This window comes from Dysgonomonas sp. 511 (assembly GCF_010501105.1).
Lineage (GTDB): Bacteria > Bacteroidota > Bacteroidia > Bacteroidales > Dysgonomonadaceae > Dysgonomonas.
This window is the reverse complement of the sequence record NZ_QVMQ01000038.1, coordinates 17,422-34,745: the sequence shown is the minus strand read 5'-3', so window position 1 is coordinate 34,745 and position 17,324 is coordinate 17,422. Positions and strand designations below refer to the sequence as shown.

The 17,324-nt window shown below is 44.6% G+C and carries 17 protein-coding genes; 1 reads left to right on the top strand and 16 read right to left on the bottom strand.

Going from position 1 to position 17,324, the window contains the following annotated elements:
* Nucleotides 1-293 precede the first annotated feature (293 nt).
* Nucleotides 294-797 (bottom strand): helix-turn-helix domain-containing protein, encoded by a 504-nt coding sequence (locus tag D0T57_RS13805; protein ID WP_163274072.1) that lies wholly within the window; start codon nucleotides 795-797, stop codon nucleotides 294-296.
* A gap of 235 nt (nucleotides 798-1,032) precedes the next feature.
* Between D0T57_RS13805 and D0T57_RS13800 the strand changes: the two genes are divergently transcribed.
* Nucleotides 1,033-1,338, top strand: coding sequence for a hypothetical protein (locus D0T57_RS13800; protein ID WP_163274071.1), 306 nt, complete (start codon nucleotides 1,033-1,035; stop codon nucleotides 1,336-1,338).
* A gap of 24 nt (nucleotides 1,339-1,362) precedes the next feature.
* On the opposite strand, the gene folK is transcribed toward D0T57_RS13800, so the two are convergent.
* The 15 genes from folK to D0T57_RS13725 form a co-directional block, all read right to left on the bottom strand.
* Nucleotides 1,363-1,839 carry a 2-amino-4-hydroxy-6-hydroxymethyldihydropteridine diphosphokinase gene (folK, locus tag D0T57_RS13795; RefSeq protein ID WP_185154685.1) on the bottom strand — a complete coding sequence of 159 codons (477 nt, stop codon included), beginning with the start codon at nucleotides 1,837-1,839 and terminating at the stop codon, nucleotides 1,363-1,365.
* A gap of 20 nt (nucleotides 1,840-1,859) precedes the next feature.
* Complete coding sequence (gene queA / locus D0T57_RS13790) at nucleotides 1,860-2,909, bottom strand: tRNA preQ1(34) S-adenosylmethionine ribosyltransferase-isomerase QueA (RefSeq protein ID WP_163274069.1); 1,050 nt, start codon at nucleotides 2,907-2,909, stop codon at nucleotides 1,860-1,862.
* Between the two features lie 42 nt (nucleotides 2,910-2,951).
* Complete coding sequence (truB, locus tag D0T57_RS13785) at nucleotides 2,952-3,650, bottom strand: tRNA pseudouridine(55) synthase TruB (protein WP_163274068.1); 699 nt, start codon at nucleotides 3,648-3,650, stop codon at nucleotides 2,952-2,954.
* On the bottom strand, nucleotides 3,650-4,504 hold the full coding sequence (locus tag D0T57_RS13780) for an undecaprenyl-diphosphate phosphatase (protein ID WP_163274067.1): 855 nt from the start codon (nucleotides 4,502-4,504) through the stop codon (nucleotides 3,650-3,652). The genes truB and D0T57_RS13780 overlap by 1 nt, the downstream gene beginning before the upstream one ends.
* Nucleotides 4,504-4,782: a DUF3098 domain-containing protein gene (locus tag D0T57_RS13775; RefSeq protein ID WP_163274066.1), complete on the bottom strand. Its 279-nt coding sequence runs from the start codon at nucleotides 4,780-4,782 to the stop codon at nucleotides 4,504-4,506. The genes D0T57_RS13780 and D0T57_RS13775 overlap by 1 nt, the downstream gene beginning before the upstream one ends.
* A 6-nt stretch (nucleotides 4,783-4,788) precedes the next feature.
* Nucleotides 4,789-5,640, bottom strand: a complete 852-nt coding sequence (locus D0T57_RS13770) for an ABC transporter permease (protein ID WP_255490602.1) — start codon at nucleotides 5,638-5,640, stop codon at nucleotides 4,789-4,791.
* 403 nt (nucleotides 5,641-6,043) lie between these two features.
* Nucleotides 6,044-7,696 (bottom strand): AMP-binding protein, encoded by a 1,653-nt coding sequence (locus D0T57_RS13765; protein WP_163274064.1) that lies wholly within the window; start codon nucleotides 7,694-7,696, stop codon nucleotides 6,044-6,046.
* Nucleotides 7,697-7,700: 4 nt separating this feature from the next.
* Complete coding sequence (locus D0T57_RS13760) at nucleotides 7,701-8,279, bottom strand: helix-turn-helix domain-containing protein (protein ID WP_163274063.1); 579 nt, start codon at nucleotides 8,277-8,279, stop codon at nucleotides 7,701-7,703.
* A 177-nt stretch (nucleotides 8,280-8,456) separates the two neighbouring features.
* Nucleotides 8,457-9,914, bottom strand: coding sequence for a glycoside hydrolase family 10 protein (locus D0T57_RS13755; RefSeq protein ID WP_163274062.1), 1,458 nt, complete (start codon nucleotides 9,912-9,914; stop codon nucleotides 8,457-8,459).
* 8 nt (nucleotides 9,915-9,922) lie between these two features.
* Complete coding sequence (locus tag D0T57_RS13750) at nucleotides 9,923-11,242, bottom strand: TldD/PmbA family protein (RefSeq protein WP_163274061.1); 1,320 nt, start codon at nucleotides 11,240-11,242, stop codon at nucleotides 9,923-9,925.
* Between the two features lie 686 nt (nucleotides 11,243-11,928).
* The gene (locus D0T57_RS13745) at nucleotides 11,929-12,111 is read right to left on the bottom strand and encodes a hypothetical protein (protein WP_163274044.1); all 183 of its coding nucleotides are present in this window, start codon (nucleotides 12,109-12,111) and stop codon (nucleotides 11,929-11,931) included.
* Between the two features lie 163 nt (nucleotides 12,112-12,274).
* On the bottom strand, nucleotides 12,275-13,603 hold the full coding sequence (locus D0T57_RS13740) for an NCS2 family permease (protein ID WP_163274060.1): 1,329 nt from the start codon (nucleotides 13,601-13,603) through the stop codon (nucleotides 12,275-12,277).
* Nucleotides 13,604-13,643: 40 nt separating this feature from the next.
* Complete coding sequence (pdxA, locus tag D0T57_RS13735; RefSeq protein ID WP_163274059.1) at nucleotides 13,644-14,726, bottom strand: 4-hydroxythreonine-4-phosphate dehydrogenase PdxA; 1,083 nt, start codon at nucleotides 14,724-14,726, stop codon at nucleotides 13,644-13,646.
* Between the two features lie 72 nt (nucleotides 14,727-14,798).
* Nucleotides 14,799-15,854: a 23S rRNA (adenine(2503)-C(2))-methyltransferase RlmN gene (gene rlmN / locus D0T57_RS13730; RefSeq protein WP_163274058.1), complete on the bottom strand. Its 1,056-nt coding sequence runs from the start codon at nucleotides 15,852-15,854 to the stop codon at nucleotides 14,799-14,801.
* 74 nt (nucleotides 15,855-15,928) lie between these two features.
* Nucleotides 15,929-17,275, bottom strand: coding sequence for a glucose-6-phosphate isomerase (locus tag D0T57_RS13725; protein ID WP_163274057.1), 1,347 nt, complete (start codon nucleotides 17,273-17,275; stop codon nucleotides 15,929-15,931).
* Nucleotides 17,276-17,324: the final 49 nt, after the last annotated feature.

The window sequence follows — 17,324 nt, the reverse complement described above, 5'->3', positions numbered from 1 at the left end:
ATTGCAACTCTAAGATACATATTTTAGAGTGAACGAAAAAGACCGAAGCTATTAAAAACTTCGGTCTTTCATATTTTGGGGCTTTTGACACACCCTCCTACAATGCTAATATTACAATAATTTTAATTTTTGTCATGTACTATGCACATGTAACACTTTTTTATCACTTTTCCATTATTGCTTTTTCCTCCCCCTTGCCATGGCTTCGCCCATTCCCCACTTCGGGGGGAACAAAGGGGGGCCTATATAGATAAAATTTTCTGAGATTAATTGTATAAATAAAATGAAAACAACTACTTCTTCAGCCTTTCCATCTCAGCTTTCAGGGCAGCTATCTCTTTCAGTAGTTCCTGCTTTTCGCTTTCGGCAACAGCAAGCTTTGCACTGAGGTCTATTATGCGTTCGAAAAGTTCGGATACTTTTTCGAGCGGCTCGCTGTAATTGTTGGTTATGTTTTCTTGTTCTCCTTGCTGCAAGGTGTTATTTGTTTGAGTTTCTTCTGTACCAGACATTGAATATGTATTCTCGTTCTCCTTTACAGAATCATACATATTGAAAGATTTGAACAGTTCATCCGGCTCGAAAGTCTTAAAAAAACCTACGGATATCCCCATTTTTTCGGCTATCTGCCCCAGCGTTTTATCATCTATTTCTTCCAGCCTTTCCAGGCGCGATATTTCCATCTGACTTACATTCATTGCCAGGGCAAGGTCTTCCTGGCTCATATCCTTTATCTTACGTGCCAGCTTTATATTTTTTCCGTGATGCGGATGTTCTTTTCCCTTTGTTTTTTCCATATTCGCGAATGATTAAATTTTGTGTTTACGAATTTAGAATATTTTATGCTAATAATTCCTTTCTTTCGATAAAATTCTGATTTCACACAAAAACAGCCAAACATTTCTTGCAGTCGCACTGTTTAGAATAAACCAACGGTTGTTATTTTTAAACATCTCTATATAAGTATTTTTGCCCGCTATATTTTGGTTTTAATCATCAATCAATTATATATCAATATTTACAATAATCATTATGGAAGAATATCAAGACGACGATATGAGCCTGCAATCGATGCTCGACGACATACGGAAATTATATCAGGTGACAGGCGACAGCAAGATGGAAAAAGAGATGTTTCCTATCGGCCTGTTGCTCGCCTCAATATTGCAGCGCAACCTGGAGAGTACAAGGCTGTTTGCCGAACTGAAGGAGGGGATAAGCGACAGCCACACCAGGCAACTGGTAGACGATGCCATACGCAATACCGATGCTATCAATCGCGCCTATATGTCGGTGATAGAGCGCATCAGCAACCTGATGCAGAAATATACGAGGTAAGGTGCAAGGGAAAAGAAGCGGCGGTTAAGGGTTGTTTTTCTTGTATAGTTCTTTTAGTTCTTCTATTGTCTTTCCCAGAAGCGGATGCCTGCGTGCGGCTGCAATTTCCGACAACGGCATCAGCACAAAATCGCGCTCGTGGAGATGAGGGTGCGGCAATGTAAGTTCGTCTGAGGCGAATATCAAATCATCGTACAACAAGAGGTCGATATCTATTATCCTGTCGGTATGTACACCGCCAGCGGACTTGGTGTGCCGTCCCATCGCCTGTTCTATCTCTTGTGTGATATGCAGGATGCTCACAGGTGAGTGCTTCGTCCGGATGTGGATGGCAGCATTGAGGAATTGGTTTGCCGACTCGAAGCCCACAGGCTCGGTGACATAAAAAGCGGAAATGGAGATTACTTCTCCAATCCGCTTTGTTATATATTTTATTGCATTTTCGAGATTCTCGCCCCTGTCGCCCAGATTGGTGCCCAAGCCGAGATATACGTCATGCAGTTTTTGTTTGCATCTCAGCATCAGATGATAAGCATTGCATCGCCGTAGGTGCCGAAACGGTATTTTTCTTTTATCGCCATTTCGTATGTATCCATTATAAGGTCGTATCCTCCGAATGCAGCCGTCATCATCAGCAATGTAGACTGTGGCAGGTGGAAATTGGTAATCATAGAGTCGGCAATACCAAAATCGTACGGCGGGAAGATAAACTTGTTAGTCCATCCTTCGTTCGTTTTCAGGTGTCCGTCGGTAGCTACTATGGTTTCTATAGCGCGCATAGCCGATGTGCCCACAGCGCATATCTTATGATTGGTATCTTTGGCGTGGTTTACTATATCGGCAGCTTCCTGCGTGATTTGCAGTTGCTCCGAATCCATCTTATGCTTGGTAAGGTCTTCTACGTCGATGTCGCGGTAGTTGCCCAGTCCCGAGTGCAGGGTGATATAGGCAAAGTTCAGGCCTTTTATCTCCATGCGTTTCAGCAATTCGCGGCTAAAGTGCAAGCCGGCTGCGGGAGCAACTACAGCCCCTTCGTTTTTGGCAAAGATGGTCTGGTAGCGTTCTTTGTCTTCTTTCTCTTCGCCACGGTTCAGGTACTTGGGTATTGGCGTTTCGCCCAAAGCATAGAGGGCTTTGCGAAATTCTTCCGACGGCCCGTCGTAAAGGAAGCGCAATGTACGTCCGCGCGAAGTGGTGTTGTCTATTACTTCGGCCACCATAGAGTCGTCGTCGCCGAAATAAAGCTTGTTGCCTATGCGGATTTTGCGGGCTGGGTCTACCAACACGTCCCACAGGTGAAACTCTTCGTTTAGTTCGCGCAAAAGGAATACTTCGATGGTTGCCCCAGTTTTCTCTTTGTTGCCATAGAGGCGGGCAGGGAATACTTTTGTATCGTTGAAGATGAAAACATCTTTTTCGTCGAAGTAGTTGAGAATATCCTTGAATACCTTGTGTTCTATCTCGCCGGTCTTGCGGTTGACAACCATCAGGCGCGATTCATCTCTATTCTTTGCCGGATGAGTGGCTATAAGTTCGTCCGGTAAGTCGAATCTGAATTGAGAAAGTTTCATATCTTTTATGTAATATTTATTGTTATCTATTTAAACAGGCTCTTAATCTTCTTTTGCAACAAGCATTTCTATGGCATCTTCTATATATTGCCCGTCGATGCACTGGTCGAGAGCTACTTCGCCTATGCGGGTGCGTTGCAATGCTGTCAGGTGTCCGCCCGAACCGAGGGCTAGGCCTATATCGCGAGCCAATGCCCTGATATATGTGCCTTTGCTGCATACTACTCTTACCTTTGCAAATGGCATGCCATAGTCGAGCAGTTCTATTTCGTCTATTACCAGCAACTTAGGCTTTAGTTCAACTTCTTGTCCCTCGCGGGCAAGTGTGTAGGCTCTCTTGCCTTCTACCTTGCAGGCTGAGTATGCAGGGGGTACTTGTTGTATTTCGCCGACAAACTGTTGCAGGGTGGTTTCTACCAGCTCCTTTGTTATATGCCCGGTGGGATAAGTACCGTCTACTTCTGTTTCGAGGTCGAACGACGGGGTGGTTTCTCCCAGTTTTATAGTCGCTATATATTCCTTTGTCTGGTATTGGAACGTTTCTATCAGCTTGGTCTTTTTCCCCGTGCAGATAATCATTACTCCGGTAGCAAGCGGGTCGAGCGTGCCGGCATGCCCTACTTTCAGTTTCTTTATTCCCAACTGACGGCAAAGCTTGTTGCGCAACTTGCGGACAAGGGTAAACGATGTCCACCCCAGCGGCTTGTCTACATATAAGATTTCTCCGGAGATAAAATCCATTATATAATCGTTAATTCGTGTCCTGTAAGCAATAGTGCGAGGAGTATGCCTCCCAGAATGATGCGGTACCAGCCAAACAGCTTGAATCCGTACTTGGTTACAAACCCAATGAAGAATTTGATTGCCAGCAGGGCTACTATAAAGGCTACTACATTACCGATAATCAGCACGTCGATATTCTCTTTCAGCAATTTGAATCCGGTGTCGGATGTCAGCAGCTTCATCAGTTTGTAGCCTGTAGCTGCAGCCATAGTAGGCACGGCAAGGAAGAACGAAAATTCTGCTGCATTTTTGCGGCTCAATCCCTGTGTCATACCACCGACAATGGTTGCCATAGAGCGCGACACGCCCGGTATCATGGCTATGCACTGGAAGAAACCGATAATGAAAGCGTTTTTATATGTTACCACCTGCTCCCCTTGTTCGGGACGGTTGAACCACTTGTCGACAAACAACATGACGATACCACCCAGCACAAGCATGGCGGCTACCACTGTCACGTTTTCGAGCAGTTCGTCTATCTTGTCGCTAAAGGCAAGCCCAAGCACCGCTGCCGGAATGAATCCTGCCAGAAGTTTCCAGTAAAATTCGAACCTATAGAAATTCTCTTTGATGAAATTGCCTTTTGCCGACTCCGGGATTTCCCTGTTGAACCGGAAGAAACGTTTCCAGTACAATACGATAACCGACAGTATGGCTCCAAACTGTATAATTACTGTAAATGCTTTTACAAACTCGTTGCTTTCTATGCCTAAAAGGCTTTGTGCAATAATCATATGTCCGGTAGACGATACCGGCAAAAATTCGGTCAGTCCTTCAACGATAGCAATAATAATTGCTTCAATAATATCCATTATGGTTTTTGTATTTCTGTGTTATCTTGTTTTTGCAATTCGTCTGTCTTTTCTTTCTTTTTAGGGAAAAGTATTCCTACTATCATCAGCAGGAAGCCTGCAAAGCAGACCATAGGGGCTATAACGATTCTGCGTGTGCTGAATATATCGGGTTCGAAGCCGCCTTCGATGCTCGACGAAGGGCCTGTCATCAGAATAAAGCCCTGAATGATAAGCAATACTGCTACTGCGCAGATGATGTAATTATTTTTGCTTAAAGCAAAGTCTTTTTTATCCATATCAGTTTATACGTGATAGAGGTTATTAGTTGTCATTTTCAAATACTTATTCACAGCCGATATTGTTGCCAATACTGTGATGATGATACCACAAACGATTACTACCCCATATACAACCAGCAGTTCCGATAGCGGAAGTATGGAGAGGTATTCGGGATACCCGTTTGTGAAGTAATATACAACGCCTGTGATAAGCACATTGGCTATGATGCCGGAAATAATGCCCGAAACGATGGCACTGCCGATAAACGGACGGCGTATGAAGCTGTTAGTGGCTCCTACCAGTTGCATGGTGTTTATCAGGAAGCGTTTGGAGTATATGTTTAGTTGTATGGTGTTGCGAATCAATGTAAAGGAAATAAGTATGAGTATAAGTGCCAGTATGAGCAGTATAGAGCCCACTTTTGATAGGTTGGCATTTGCCTGTGCTATATCGTCTTGCCTGAATGTCAGCCCTTTCGACAGGTTGAATTCTTTAAATGCCGCCTCTACTTTTTGCAGGCTGTCGGTATCTACATATTCCGACTTGATGAATACATCGAAATAGCTGGTTGCCGGGTCGTAGCCCAATACTTCTTCGGGGTCGCCGCCAAGGTTTTCTATCAGTTGTTTCTTTACCTCTTCTTTGCTGATATATACCGTAGACTTTACATAGGGGATGGCTTCTATCTTCTTCTTGGTTTCGTCTATCTCTGCCTGGGTCATATTTCCACTCAGTTCGATGGAAACGCCCATTTTTTCTTTTATATATGCCGACAACCCTTTGCCTGTAAAAGCTATGAGTATGGTGAGCCCCAACAGAAAAAGAACAAGAGTAATACTAATGGTAGTAATCACTCCTGCCGTAAATAGGGACATTGGTTTAGCTTGATATTTATCAGACATTTGTACTCAGACAGTTAAAACCTTCGTTGTGGGATGGATACAACACACCCAAATTTGCTGCAAAGAAACAAAATAAATATGTGCTGTAATATTATTTTTATGTTTTTTAATAAAATAGATGGTTTTAAGAGTCTGTTTGAATTTTATAGCAAATCTTTTTTATAGCTGTTTTTAGATGGATTTTACGTGTTTTGCTCGCTGGTTTAGCGGGCTAAACCGAGAGTAAAATGTGGAAAATAACCTATAAGAAATATTTTCGCTAAAATTTAAACAGGCTCTAAGTACAGAGTAATTATAATAAAGTTTGCCCGTATCAACTCCGGCCTGTCATATCGCCAAGCCTTTATTACCTCATCCCCCGCGGGGAACTAAAAAGCTAAACGACTTCCACCCCTTGCTTTTCCAACAACTCAAGCCCTATATCCTTCAACTTGAATTTCTGTATCTTTCCACTGCCTGTCAGCGGGAATGACTCTATGAAAAATACATATTTAGGTATCTTGTGCCGTGCTATCTTCCCCCGGCAAAAGTCTTTTACGTCTTCGGGCTCCAGGCTGGAACCTTCTTGCAGGATGATGAAGGCGCCCACTTCTTCGCCGTATTTTTTCGATGGGATACCTGCTACCTGTATGTCTTTTATCCCTTCCAGATGGTAAAGAAATTCTTCTATCTCGCGTGGATAGATATTCTCGCCTCCGCGTATTATCATATCCTTTATACGTCCGGTGATGCGGTAATAGCCACTCTCGTCTTTAATACCCAAGTCGCCCGAATGCAGCCATCCGTTTTTGTCTATAACTTCTGCCGTAGCTCCCGGATTTTTGTAATATCCTTTCATCACCAGATATCCCCTGCAACACACCTCGCCTTGTTCGCCGACGGCACATTCTTCGCCCGTTTCGGGATTCAGTATTTTTACTTCCGTAAACGGATATTCTTTTCCTACAGTAGTACAGCGCGTTTCGAATGAGTCTTCTACTACCGAGTGTGTCATTCCCGGCGACGATTCGGTCAGCCCATATACGCTTGTAATGTGTGTTATATGCAGTTTGTCGGTCACCTGCCGCATTAGTTCTATCGGACAGAGCGCACCCGCCATGATGCCTGTACGCAGCGAACTGACGTCGAACATATCGAACATAGGGTGGTTGAGTTCCGCAATAAACATTGTGGGCACACCATACAGGGCTGTACATCTTTCCTTATGCACCGAAGCCAGCACTACCAGAGGATCGAAACGCTCGACCATCACCTGCGTAGAGCCGTGCGTCAGGCAATTCATCGTTGCCAGCGTTATGCCGAAGCAGTGAAACAGAGGCACGCAGATGCATAGCTTATCGTTTTCGGTAAAGTGCATCCCTTCCCCGGTGAAATAACCATTGTTGGCTATATTGTAATGGGTCAGCATCACCCCTTTGGGGAAACCTGTAGTGCCCGAAGTATATTGCATATTCACCACATCGTGGCAACCGACCTTGCCCTTTGCTTCGACCAAAGTCTGGTTGTCGATATTTTTACCCAATAGCAGGATTTCGGCAGTGTTATACATCCCCCGATACTTCTCCTGCCCGATGAACACTACGTTTTTCAGTTTGGGGAAACGTGGCGATGAAAGGAAGCCTCGCTGCGAGGTCTTCAGTTCGGGAACCATCTGGTACACCATGTCGATATAGCTGCCATCGAACACGCCTTCGGTGATGCACAGGGTATGTATATCGGCATTGTCTACTATATATTCCAGCTCATGCTGTTTGTAATTGGTGTTTATGGTGACCAGCACAGCACCTATCTTCGCTCCTGCATACAGGAACGTAAGCCAGTCGGGCACATTGGTTGCCCATATGCCTACATGGTCGCCTTTTTTTACGCCGAGGGCAAGCATCCCCTTGGCCATGTTGTCTACCCGCTCATTGAACTGTTGCCATGTGAAGCGCAAATCCCTGTCGGAATATACGATATATTCTTTGTCGGGAGTCTTTTCGGCCCAATGCTCGAGCCACTGTCCCAACGTTCTTTCGGTAAGTTGCATAGTTTTATATAGGTGTGTATATTACGGCTAATATGCGTGCACTGCCTTGTCTTCCGGCATGCACGTGGTGGGCGACAATGGAATCGTAATAGATGCTGTCGCCCTCTTCGAGTATATATGTTTCGTTTCCGTATTGTATTTCCACAATGCCATCGAGGCAGTATATAAATTCTTCGCCTTCGTGCGTAGAGAGCACAAAGTCTACGCCTTCGTCTACGGGTTCTATCTGTATCACAAAAGGCTCCATATGCCTGCCTGCTTTGGTAGGCGACAGCGAATAATAGTCCATGTGGCGGTGCGAAGACAGGTCTTTGGTCGAGAAGCTTATCGATTTGCTATATTCTTCCTTGCGCGATATGGCGGGGCCAAGCTCATCGTAATCGTCGAGAAATGTACCGAGACGCACACCCAATACGCGGGCTATCTTGATCAGAGGAGTGAGCGAAGGCAATCCCCCGGTCTGTTCTATATTTTCTATCTGTATGGCGTCTAATCCCGACCGTTCGGCGACGTCTGCCACTGAGAGGGATTTTGATTCGCGCATTTGTTTGATGCGTTCTCCTATCTTTTTGTTAGTTTTCATCTATATGGTAGATTTAAAAGTTTCCGGTCTGTATTTGATGTTTTGTTATGATTATATGCAAAAATAAAATATTTATTCAGTATGAATATACTTCTGGTGGAGAAAATAGCGAAATAAAGTTGTTTGGTTAACGATTTAACGATTTCCCTATCCAATCTCTTGCAAAACAGGAAAAAGCTACTTCTTCAAATCGGAATGCACAAAATAGGCAGGAAAGCAAACAACGCTCTCGTTGTGAAACCTGTCGGAAGCTGTTACGAAATAGTAGAACCCGAAATCGCCTGTAGATACGGGAAATGAATAGCTGTTGGAGCGTATTCCCGTAGCAAGGATAAAGTTAGGGTCTTCCTTGTCGAAGTCTTCGGTAGCCGAAGCATATACATTGTATGTAAAGCCTTCGGTATTGTCGGGCGCTTCCCACGTAATATTCAGATTGCCTCGCTTATCTTTATACACCTGCAAATCGACAGGAGAGTTTGGAGCTTCATTGTCGAGCCATGTCAATGGGGGAAGCTTCGATGGGGTAGGATAGAATGTACGGATAGAATCCCTTATGCCTTTCAGATTGCCCAGTATATTGCGGGTTCTGAAATACGATTGCCCGCTTACTTTTTTGGCGCGGGTATATTTCATCTGGTCTACAATATCGCTTAAAGACCAGTTCAGTTCGTCCATCTGATATACACCCAGTCCCGGCACTACAATCCGCCCGTTGCTATTAGCCATCCAATCGTCGAGATAGGGATAGAAATAACGCCCGCGATGATACATCATAGGGAAGAGAAGGTCGTGCTTGCCCAGTTTCATCCAGCCTCCGGCATCCTGAAAAACTGTGCCGTAGGCCGTCCACCCATCGTTCTGTGCAGCTCCGGGCAAAGGCTTGTATCTGCCAAGGGGAGAACTGCTTACCTGCACCCACTTTTTCAGGGATTTTACTTCATCGTAAATATCAGAAACCAGTTGGGTTATATTCTGCCTGCGCCAGTCGTGTAAGTTCGTTCCTTTTCCATATCTCTTATACGAATCTTCGTCGGGAAACTTCATCGTATTGCTGGGATAGCGTATATAGTCGAAGTGGATGCCGTCTACATCATATTTCGATACTATTTCTTTCACTATCCCCATCAGATGTTTTCTGGTTTCCGGCCGCCCCGGATCGAGATACCAACGCCCCCCTATCTCTTTATAGTGGTCGGGCTTGTCTTTCACTACTACCGCTTTCCGTCTTTTACCTTTTCCGGTATATCGTACTGTAGCTTTTTCCATCGGATAAGTTACCAGCCAGGCATGGCATTCCAAACCGCGTTTGTGGCATTCGGCTACAGCAAAGGCCAGAGGGTCGAAATTCTCCGAACTATTGTAAAACGGGCTCGCCTGTTCTATCTTCGATTTGTATAATACACGTCCGTGTGCCCTGGCCTGAAAGAGGACGACATTGAAGTTGTCCTTTTGTATTTCGTCTAAAAGGCGTTGCAGTTCCCTTTTCTGTTCGGCAACACCTTTCTTTTCCGCCGGCCAGTCGAGCCCCCAGTTGGTAGTCAGCCAGACAGCCCTGACCTCGGTAGCCGGTACCTGGGAGAATAGTGATAACGATATTGTGTAAAATAATAAAACAAAAAGATAGAAAAACTTCATTCTTAAACTTATAAGCCGCTAAAATTGACATCACTGAAAAGGAGTGATGGGATGCGCCATGAAGAATTTTGCCGCGGATCGTTTCCGATATCCGTCAGCCCAGACCACAAGTTGAGTATATTGCCTGTAATATTCATTTCGCTTACCGGAGTTGTTGCAACCCCGTTTTCGATAAGGAAGCCTTCGACCCCAAACGAGAAATCGCCGGTAGTCGCATTGCTGTTGCCTCCATTGAAACCTGTCACCCATATTCCTTTTTCTACAGATTGTAACAGCTGATCGAAGTTTTTGTTCCCCAGATCGACCTGAATTATCGACGGAGAGGCAATCGTAGGGCTTACGTCCATCTTGAGGGCATTGTATGTATCTATAAAATATGTTTGCAGGATACCGTTTTCTATTATCATCCGGTTGCCGGTAGCTATGCCCTCACCATCGAAAAGACGCGCGCCGAAAGCACGTTTTATGTGCGGAGTATCTCTTAACGTAAGCTTACCGGATACTATTTTTTGTCCCAGTTTATCTATCAGGAACGAGTTTTTTTGTTGAAGCCCCGAGCCATACATTGCCCCGATAAGCGGCGATAGCAGGCGCGAAGATGTCGTATTATCGAGCAACATATCATACTTGCCCGATTCTATTTTCTTCTGTCCCATTTTGCGCAAAGCCCTTTCCAACGCTTTCTTTCCAATGCCTTCTTTCTGTAGGTCGTCCCAATAGACTGCGCTGTTGTACCAGTACGATTCGGCACGGGCATCTCCATCTGTTTTCAACGAAACGGACACGGCTACGCTAAAAGCCGAGTCGGAAGTTTCGGCTTCGAAACCATTGCTGGCAATCATATATTCAGCACCTATTCCGTCGTCGTAAGACGAAGATATGGATATTATCCTGTCGTCTGTCCCCCATATTTCGTCTATACCCTGCCGGGCGGTAGCCAGTTTCTTTTCCGTATCGACAGATTCGAAAGACGGGTCGCACAAGTCGAGGTCAGTACCATCGGGCTTGTAATATCTTGACGCATCGGGCAACTGCCTACAGGCATCTGTAGCCAGATATCGGGTAGATAATATGCCTTCTTTTATAAACTTTTCGAGTTCGTTTTTTTCTATCCGGTTGGTAGAGAAAGAGCCATACCGTTGGTCTACAAAGAGTTCGATGTACAATTTGTTTTCGGAACTCTGGTGTAGCCTGTCCAGTTGCTTATCTCGGTACTCGAATGAGTTATTCCTACCTGTGATAATGGATACTCTGGCAGCCTGGCAGCCATTTTGCAACGCTAACTGCATAGCCCAACGGGCTGTTTCTTTATGTTGGTTTGTTATCATAGTTTATATATTTAGTTGGCTAGTTTACTTGTTAAAAAAGTAACAAAGGTAACAACATATTATCATATTTTCTATTGTCACTTTTTCTCTTTACCATCTTTAATCTAATCGTGGCTTTGTCCTTCCCCTTCTCTTAGAGCAGAAGCCTTTTTAGTCTCTCTGTCATGTTGAACGATAGTGAAACATCTCTTGTATTGAGAGAAGAGATGCTTCGTTCCTCAGGATGACAAAGAGGGTATAACCGAAACGTAACAATCCTGTTTATTGGAGGCTTAATGAAGTGAAAAAAGTAACAAAGGTAACGTTTTTCACCATTTCTTATTGTTACTTTTTTTACTATAAACTGACCGCTATCAGCTACAAGCTTTTCTTACTATAGATAAATCAATTATGCGAATCAGCAGTTGGAATAACTGCAAAACGTTCTTTTTTATACTGCGCGCAATCATAGATTGCTTGCGTTCCTTTTGGCCTAAGCCCCAAAAGGAACCAAAAACTCTTTTGCGCCCCGCTTAGCCGTACGACCCACTTTGCGCCTTGACGGCTGAATGAAGTGAACTAACAGCAATCTTTTAGTTAGCTTAGTAAAGTTGCATAACAGCAGCCCCACTTCATTCTACGCCGCCTGCACCGCGTGGGTACCCCGTACGCAAAGCTAATGGCGCGGGCTGACGCCGGACAAGAGTTTACGACAATTCTAGTCGTGCGTCAGCTTTCCGTGCATCAGTTCCGCAGGCGGAAACCTGTCCGGTGAAGGCGGCGTAGAAAGGGATGGGGCGTAGCCCGTTTATCCCTTTCAGCCGGCAAACCGATGACAGGTCGCCGAGGGACGAAGCACTAGCCTTTTGCTTCCTTTTGGGCAATGCCAAAAGGGAGGACAAGCCCAAAAGGGCGCGGCAGGATGAGCTAAAGAGAAAATGTTTAACTCAAGATTGCTTTTATGCAAAAAAAAAGAACATATAATTTAACTACTGATTGACATGAATTATAAAAAAGCAAACTGTATTTATTCTTTTCCCCCTTCATCCCTCGTCACTTCCCCAAAATATGGGCGGCATCCAGCAACAGCTTTATTACAAACAAAAGCGATATAATGTAAATAGCAATACTCACATCCTTATGCTTGCAGGTAAATACCTTGATAAGCGTAAAGCTAAGGATACCGAATATAATACCCTGCGCTATGCTGTAAGTAAAAGGCATAAAGGTAATAGTTATAAATGCCGGTAGCGATTCGGTGATGTCGTTGAAATTGATCTTGACCACCGACGAAATCATAAACAAGCCTACAATGATAAGAGCCGGAGCAGTAGCCGATGCCGGAATCATAAGGAACAACGGGGCAAAAAACAATGCTCCCAGAAACATAAGGGCTGTACTTACCGATGTAAGCCCTGTACGCCCTCCGGCGGCTACACCAGCTGTACTTTCTACGTATGAGGTCACTGTGCTTGTGCCTAATACTGCGCCTACGGTAGTGCCTAGTGCATCGGCGAAAAGAGCGCGCTTTGCCTGAGGAAAATTTCCGTTCTTATCCAGATAGCCTGCTTTCGACACTACTCCTATCAATGTGCCGATGGTGTCGAACAGATTGACCAACAGGAATGTAAACACAACGATCAGCATATCGAAAGTAAATACTTGTGCCCATTCGAATTTGGCAAATATAGGCGAAAGCGACGGCGGCAAACCTACCAATCCATCTTTGCTGATAGCCCCTACAGGATCGAAAACCCCGAATATAGCGGCAGAGATAGCGGCAGCAAAAATACCCAATAGTATTGCTGCTTTCACATCTTTGGCCAACAGGATGCCCGCGCAGAAAAGCCCGATAAAGGCTGCCCATACATTGGGATTAGCCAGATCGCCCAACTCCATGAAAGTATATTCGTTGGCAACTATTATACCTGCGCTTTTGAGTCCCAACAGGCAGATGAACAAGCCTATGCCGACAGGAATAGCGTCTTTGAGTACGAGTGGGATGCTTTTGAGTATAAGTTCACGCACATTGAAGAATGTAAGCAAGAGGAATATAATGCCTTCTATAAACACGGCGGTGAGTGCAAACTGCCACGAATAGCCCATCTTAAGCACGACATTGACGGCAAAAAATGTATTCAGCCCCATACCCGATGCCTGAGCAACAGGCAGGTTGGCAAAGAATGCCATGAAAAGTGTACCCAACACCGCAGCCAGTGTAGTGGCCGTGAACAGCGCCCCTCTGTCCATGCCTGTTTCGCCCAACACATTGGGGTTGACGACCAGAACGTACGACATGGTGAGAAAAGTAATAACACCAGCTACAAGTTCCCTCCTTATATTGGTGTTATTCTCTTTCAGTTTAAAAAGTTTCTCTATCATTTCCTATAAGCATCTGATGCTTAAAATATTATCTGAGTGGTTATTCTTCCTCTTTTGTAAGGTCTACGGCTTCGTCTCCACCTCTTTCGTAGTATAGCTTTTTCAATGGATTCTGATACGCCTTGTCGTATTCCATCCTGTTGTTGAAGGTGTCGATAGCCATATAGATGGCGCGGCGGAACGATTCTTCCGAAGCTTTGTTTTGTCCGGCAATATCGTAGGCTGTACCATGTGCCGGCGATGTACGCACGATGGAAAGCCCTGCGGTAAAGTTTACCCCGTCTTCCATCGCCAAAGTCTTGAATGGTGCTAATCCCTGGTCGTGATACATTGCCAGAATGCCATCGAAACGGCCAAACTCGTTCGAACCGAAAAATCCATCGGCAGGGTAAGGGCCGAAGCATAATATCTTTTTGTTTTGCAGTTCTTCTATTGCCGGAATAATGATGTCATTCTCTTCCGAGCCCAGCAGCCCGTTTTCGCCTGCATGCGGATTGAGCGACAATACTGCAATGCGTGGTTTTCCTATACGGAAATCGCGGCGAAGGCTTTTATCGAACCTGACAGCTGTTTCTACTATCTTCTCTTTTGTGAGGACTTTAGGCACATCTGCCAATGGAATATGACCTGTAACCAAAGCTACGCGAAGCGAATCTTTTGCCAGAATCATCAAGCTTTTCTCGCTATCTTTGCCGAAACGTTCTTCGAGATACTCGGTATGCCCGGGAAAGTGGAAATCGTCGCGCTGGATATTGTGCTTGTTGATAGGTGCGGTAACAAGCACGTCTATCAGCCCGCTTTTGAGGTCGGCAACGGCTTTTTCCAAAGATTTATAGGCGGCATCTCCTGCGATAGCTGTCGATTGCCCTATTTCTATTTTAGTATCTTCGTTGATGGTGTTTACAATGTTCACCTTGTTTGCTACGGCGTCTTTCGCATTGCCTATCTGGTTGAATGTCACGGGTTGCAAGTCCATTGCTTTGCGATGGAAAGCCGCGACTTTTGCCGAGCCATACAAAACAGGGATGCACATCTCTGCCATGCGCACATCTGCAAAAGTTTTGAGGATGACCTCGTAGCCTATCCCGTTAATATCTCCTTGTGTTATTCCTACTTTTATCATATTATTTAGTTACGAGTTACGAGTTACGAGTTACAAAACTCAGGGATCGTAACCGGATTATTTCTATTCTGTTTATGGCTTTGCCCTTAAGTCTCCCTCCGGAGGATTGAGGGGGCTCTTCATTGTAGACAACATACCACAGGCAGCAAATATATCTTCGCCGCGTGATGAACGTATTGTACAGGTTATGCCTTTACTTGTCAGGTGATCTCTGAAAGCTACCATCTTTTCGTTCGACGATGTTTTCAGGTCTACATTAGGGATTGCGTGAAAACGAATGAGGTTTACCCTGCAATCCAATCCCTTTATCAGTTGAGCCAGCTTGTTGGCGTAAGGCAATGAGTCGTTGAACCCGTCGAACATTATATATTCGAAAGACAAGCGACGTTGCTTCGTCCAGTCATATTGTCCTACCAAATCTATTACTCCTGCAATGGGGAACGCCTTTTCGGCAGGCATAATGGATAGCCGTTGCGCCGTCTCCGGGCTATGGATGCTGATTGCCAGATGGGCATTGCTTTCGTCAAGGAAGCGTTTCAACTTAGGTGTAACACCTGTGGTAGAAAGCGTTATCCGTTTGGGACTCCATGCCATGCCATAGTCGGCAGTCATAATATCGAGGGCCTTTTTTACTTCTTCATAATTGTCTAGTGGTTCGCCCATTCCCATAAAGACAACATTTGTCAGTTTTTCGGCTTCGCGTACCGAATATATCTGGTTTAGAATTTCATTGGCTGTCAGGTTTCCGTTGAATCCTTGTTTGCCCGTCATACAAAACAGGCAGTTGAACTTGCATCCTACCTGCGACGAGACGCAAAGCGTAGCCCTATCGTCGTCGGGAATCATTACAGCTTCGATAAGCTTGTCATTTCCTGTTTTGAACAGGTATTTTACCGTGCCGTCTACCGATTGCTGAAATTCTTGGGGATTGTATCTCCCTACTTCGTATTTTTCTGACAGCAACGCTCTGTTTGCCACTGATATATTTGTCATTTCATCTATAGACGAAATACGTTTTTTATATATCCAGTCTGCAATTTGTTTGGCTGCAAATTTAGGCAAAGCACACTCTTGGACGACCTCTTTCAGTTCGTCTAATGTCATTCCAAGTAAGTGCTGTTTTTTCATATTGAGTTACAAGTTACAAGTTACAAGTTACGAGCCTTTTTCTTGTAACTCGTAACTTGTAACTCTGTAACTATTTATATTCTTTTTTTAATCTCTTCGCTTTCTTTCTCAAATCCCGGTTTATCCAACAAAGCAAACATATTTTTCTTATACGCCTCTACTCCCGGTTGGTCGAAAGGATTAACACCTAAGATATAACCACTAATACCACATGCTTTCTCGAAGAAGTAAAGCAACTGCCCGATGCTGTAAGCATCCAGTTTAGGCAATTCTATTTTGATATTCGGAACGCCGCCATCGACATGAGCCATCTGAGTTCCCAGTTCAGCCATTTTGTTTACGAAATCCACAGGTTTTCCTGCAAGGAAGTTCAACCCGTCGAGGTTTTCCTCATCGGTAGGAACTGCCAACGATTCGTTTGGCTGGGCTACAGAGATAACTGTTTCGAAGATAGAGCGTTCACCCTCTTGAATCCATTGCCCCATAGAGTGTAGGTCGGCAGTAAAATCGACAGAAGCATTGAAGATACCTTTGTGCTCTTTTCCTTCGCTTTCGCCATAAAGCTGTTTCCACCATTCGGCAATGTAGTGAAGCTTAGGGTGGAAGTTAGCCAGGATTTCAATTTTCTTACCTTTCTTATACAGTTCGTTGCGTGTAACAGCATATATTTCCGAAAGATTCTTTTCGAACGGTACGCTTGGCGCTGTTTCTTTTTCCATGAATGCTGCTCCGGCAACCAATTGGCGGATATCTATTCCTGCCAAAGCTATCGGAAGCAAACCAACGGGTGTAAGCACAGAGAAACGTCCACCTACATTGTCAGGGATTATATATTTCTTATATCCTTCTTTGGTAGCCAGTGTAAACAATGCGCCGCGTGCAGCATCGGTGATGGCAATGATACGGTTTTTGGCTTCGTCTTTCCCTACAGTTTTTTCCAGTTCGGCTTTCAGTATGCGAAAAGCAAGGGCGGGCTCGGTAGTTGTTCCCGATTTGGAGATGTTGACGATGCCAAATGATTTGCCTTTCAGATACGAAAGAAGTTCAACCAGATAGTCTTCGCCTATATTGTTTCCGGCATAAAGGATAACAGGGTTCTTGCGGTCGGTTTGCAACCAGTCGAAATAGTTAGACAAAGAATCTATTACAGCTTTCGAACCTAAATAGCTACCGCCGATACCAACCAAAACGATTACTTCGCATTTGGCGCGCAGCGATTTTGCTGTATTTTCAATATCGGCTAATTGCTCTTCGGTAATAGATGACGGAAGGTTGAGCCATCCTAAGAAGTCGTTTCCTTTTCCCGAACCATTGTGCAATGTTTCGTTACATTTCTTTGCCAAAGCTGCCTGGGCATTTATGTCAGCCTGGCTGATAAAACCTAATGTTTTACTAATGTCTAATTTGATAACCTTGTCCATTGTTTTTTATATTAAATTAGTTCTTTTTCTTTTTTTTATTACACTGAGA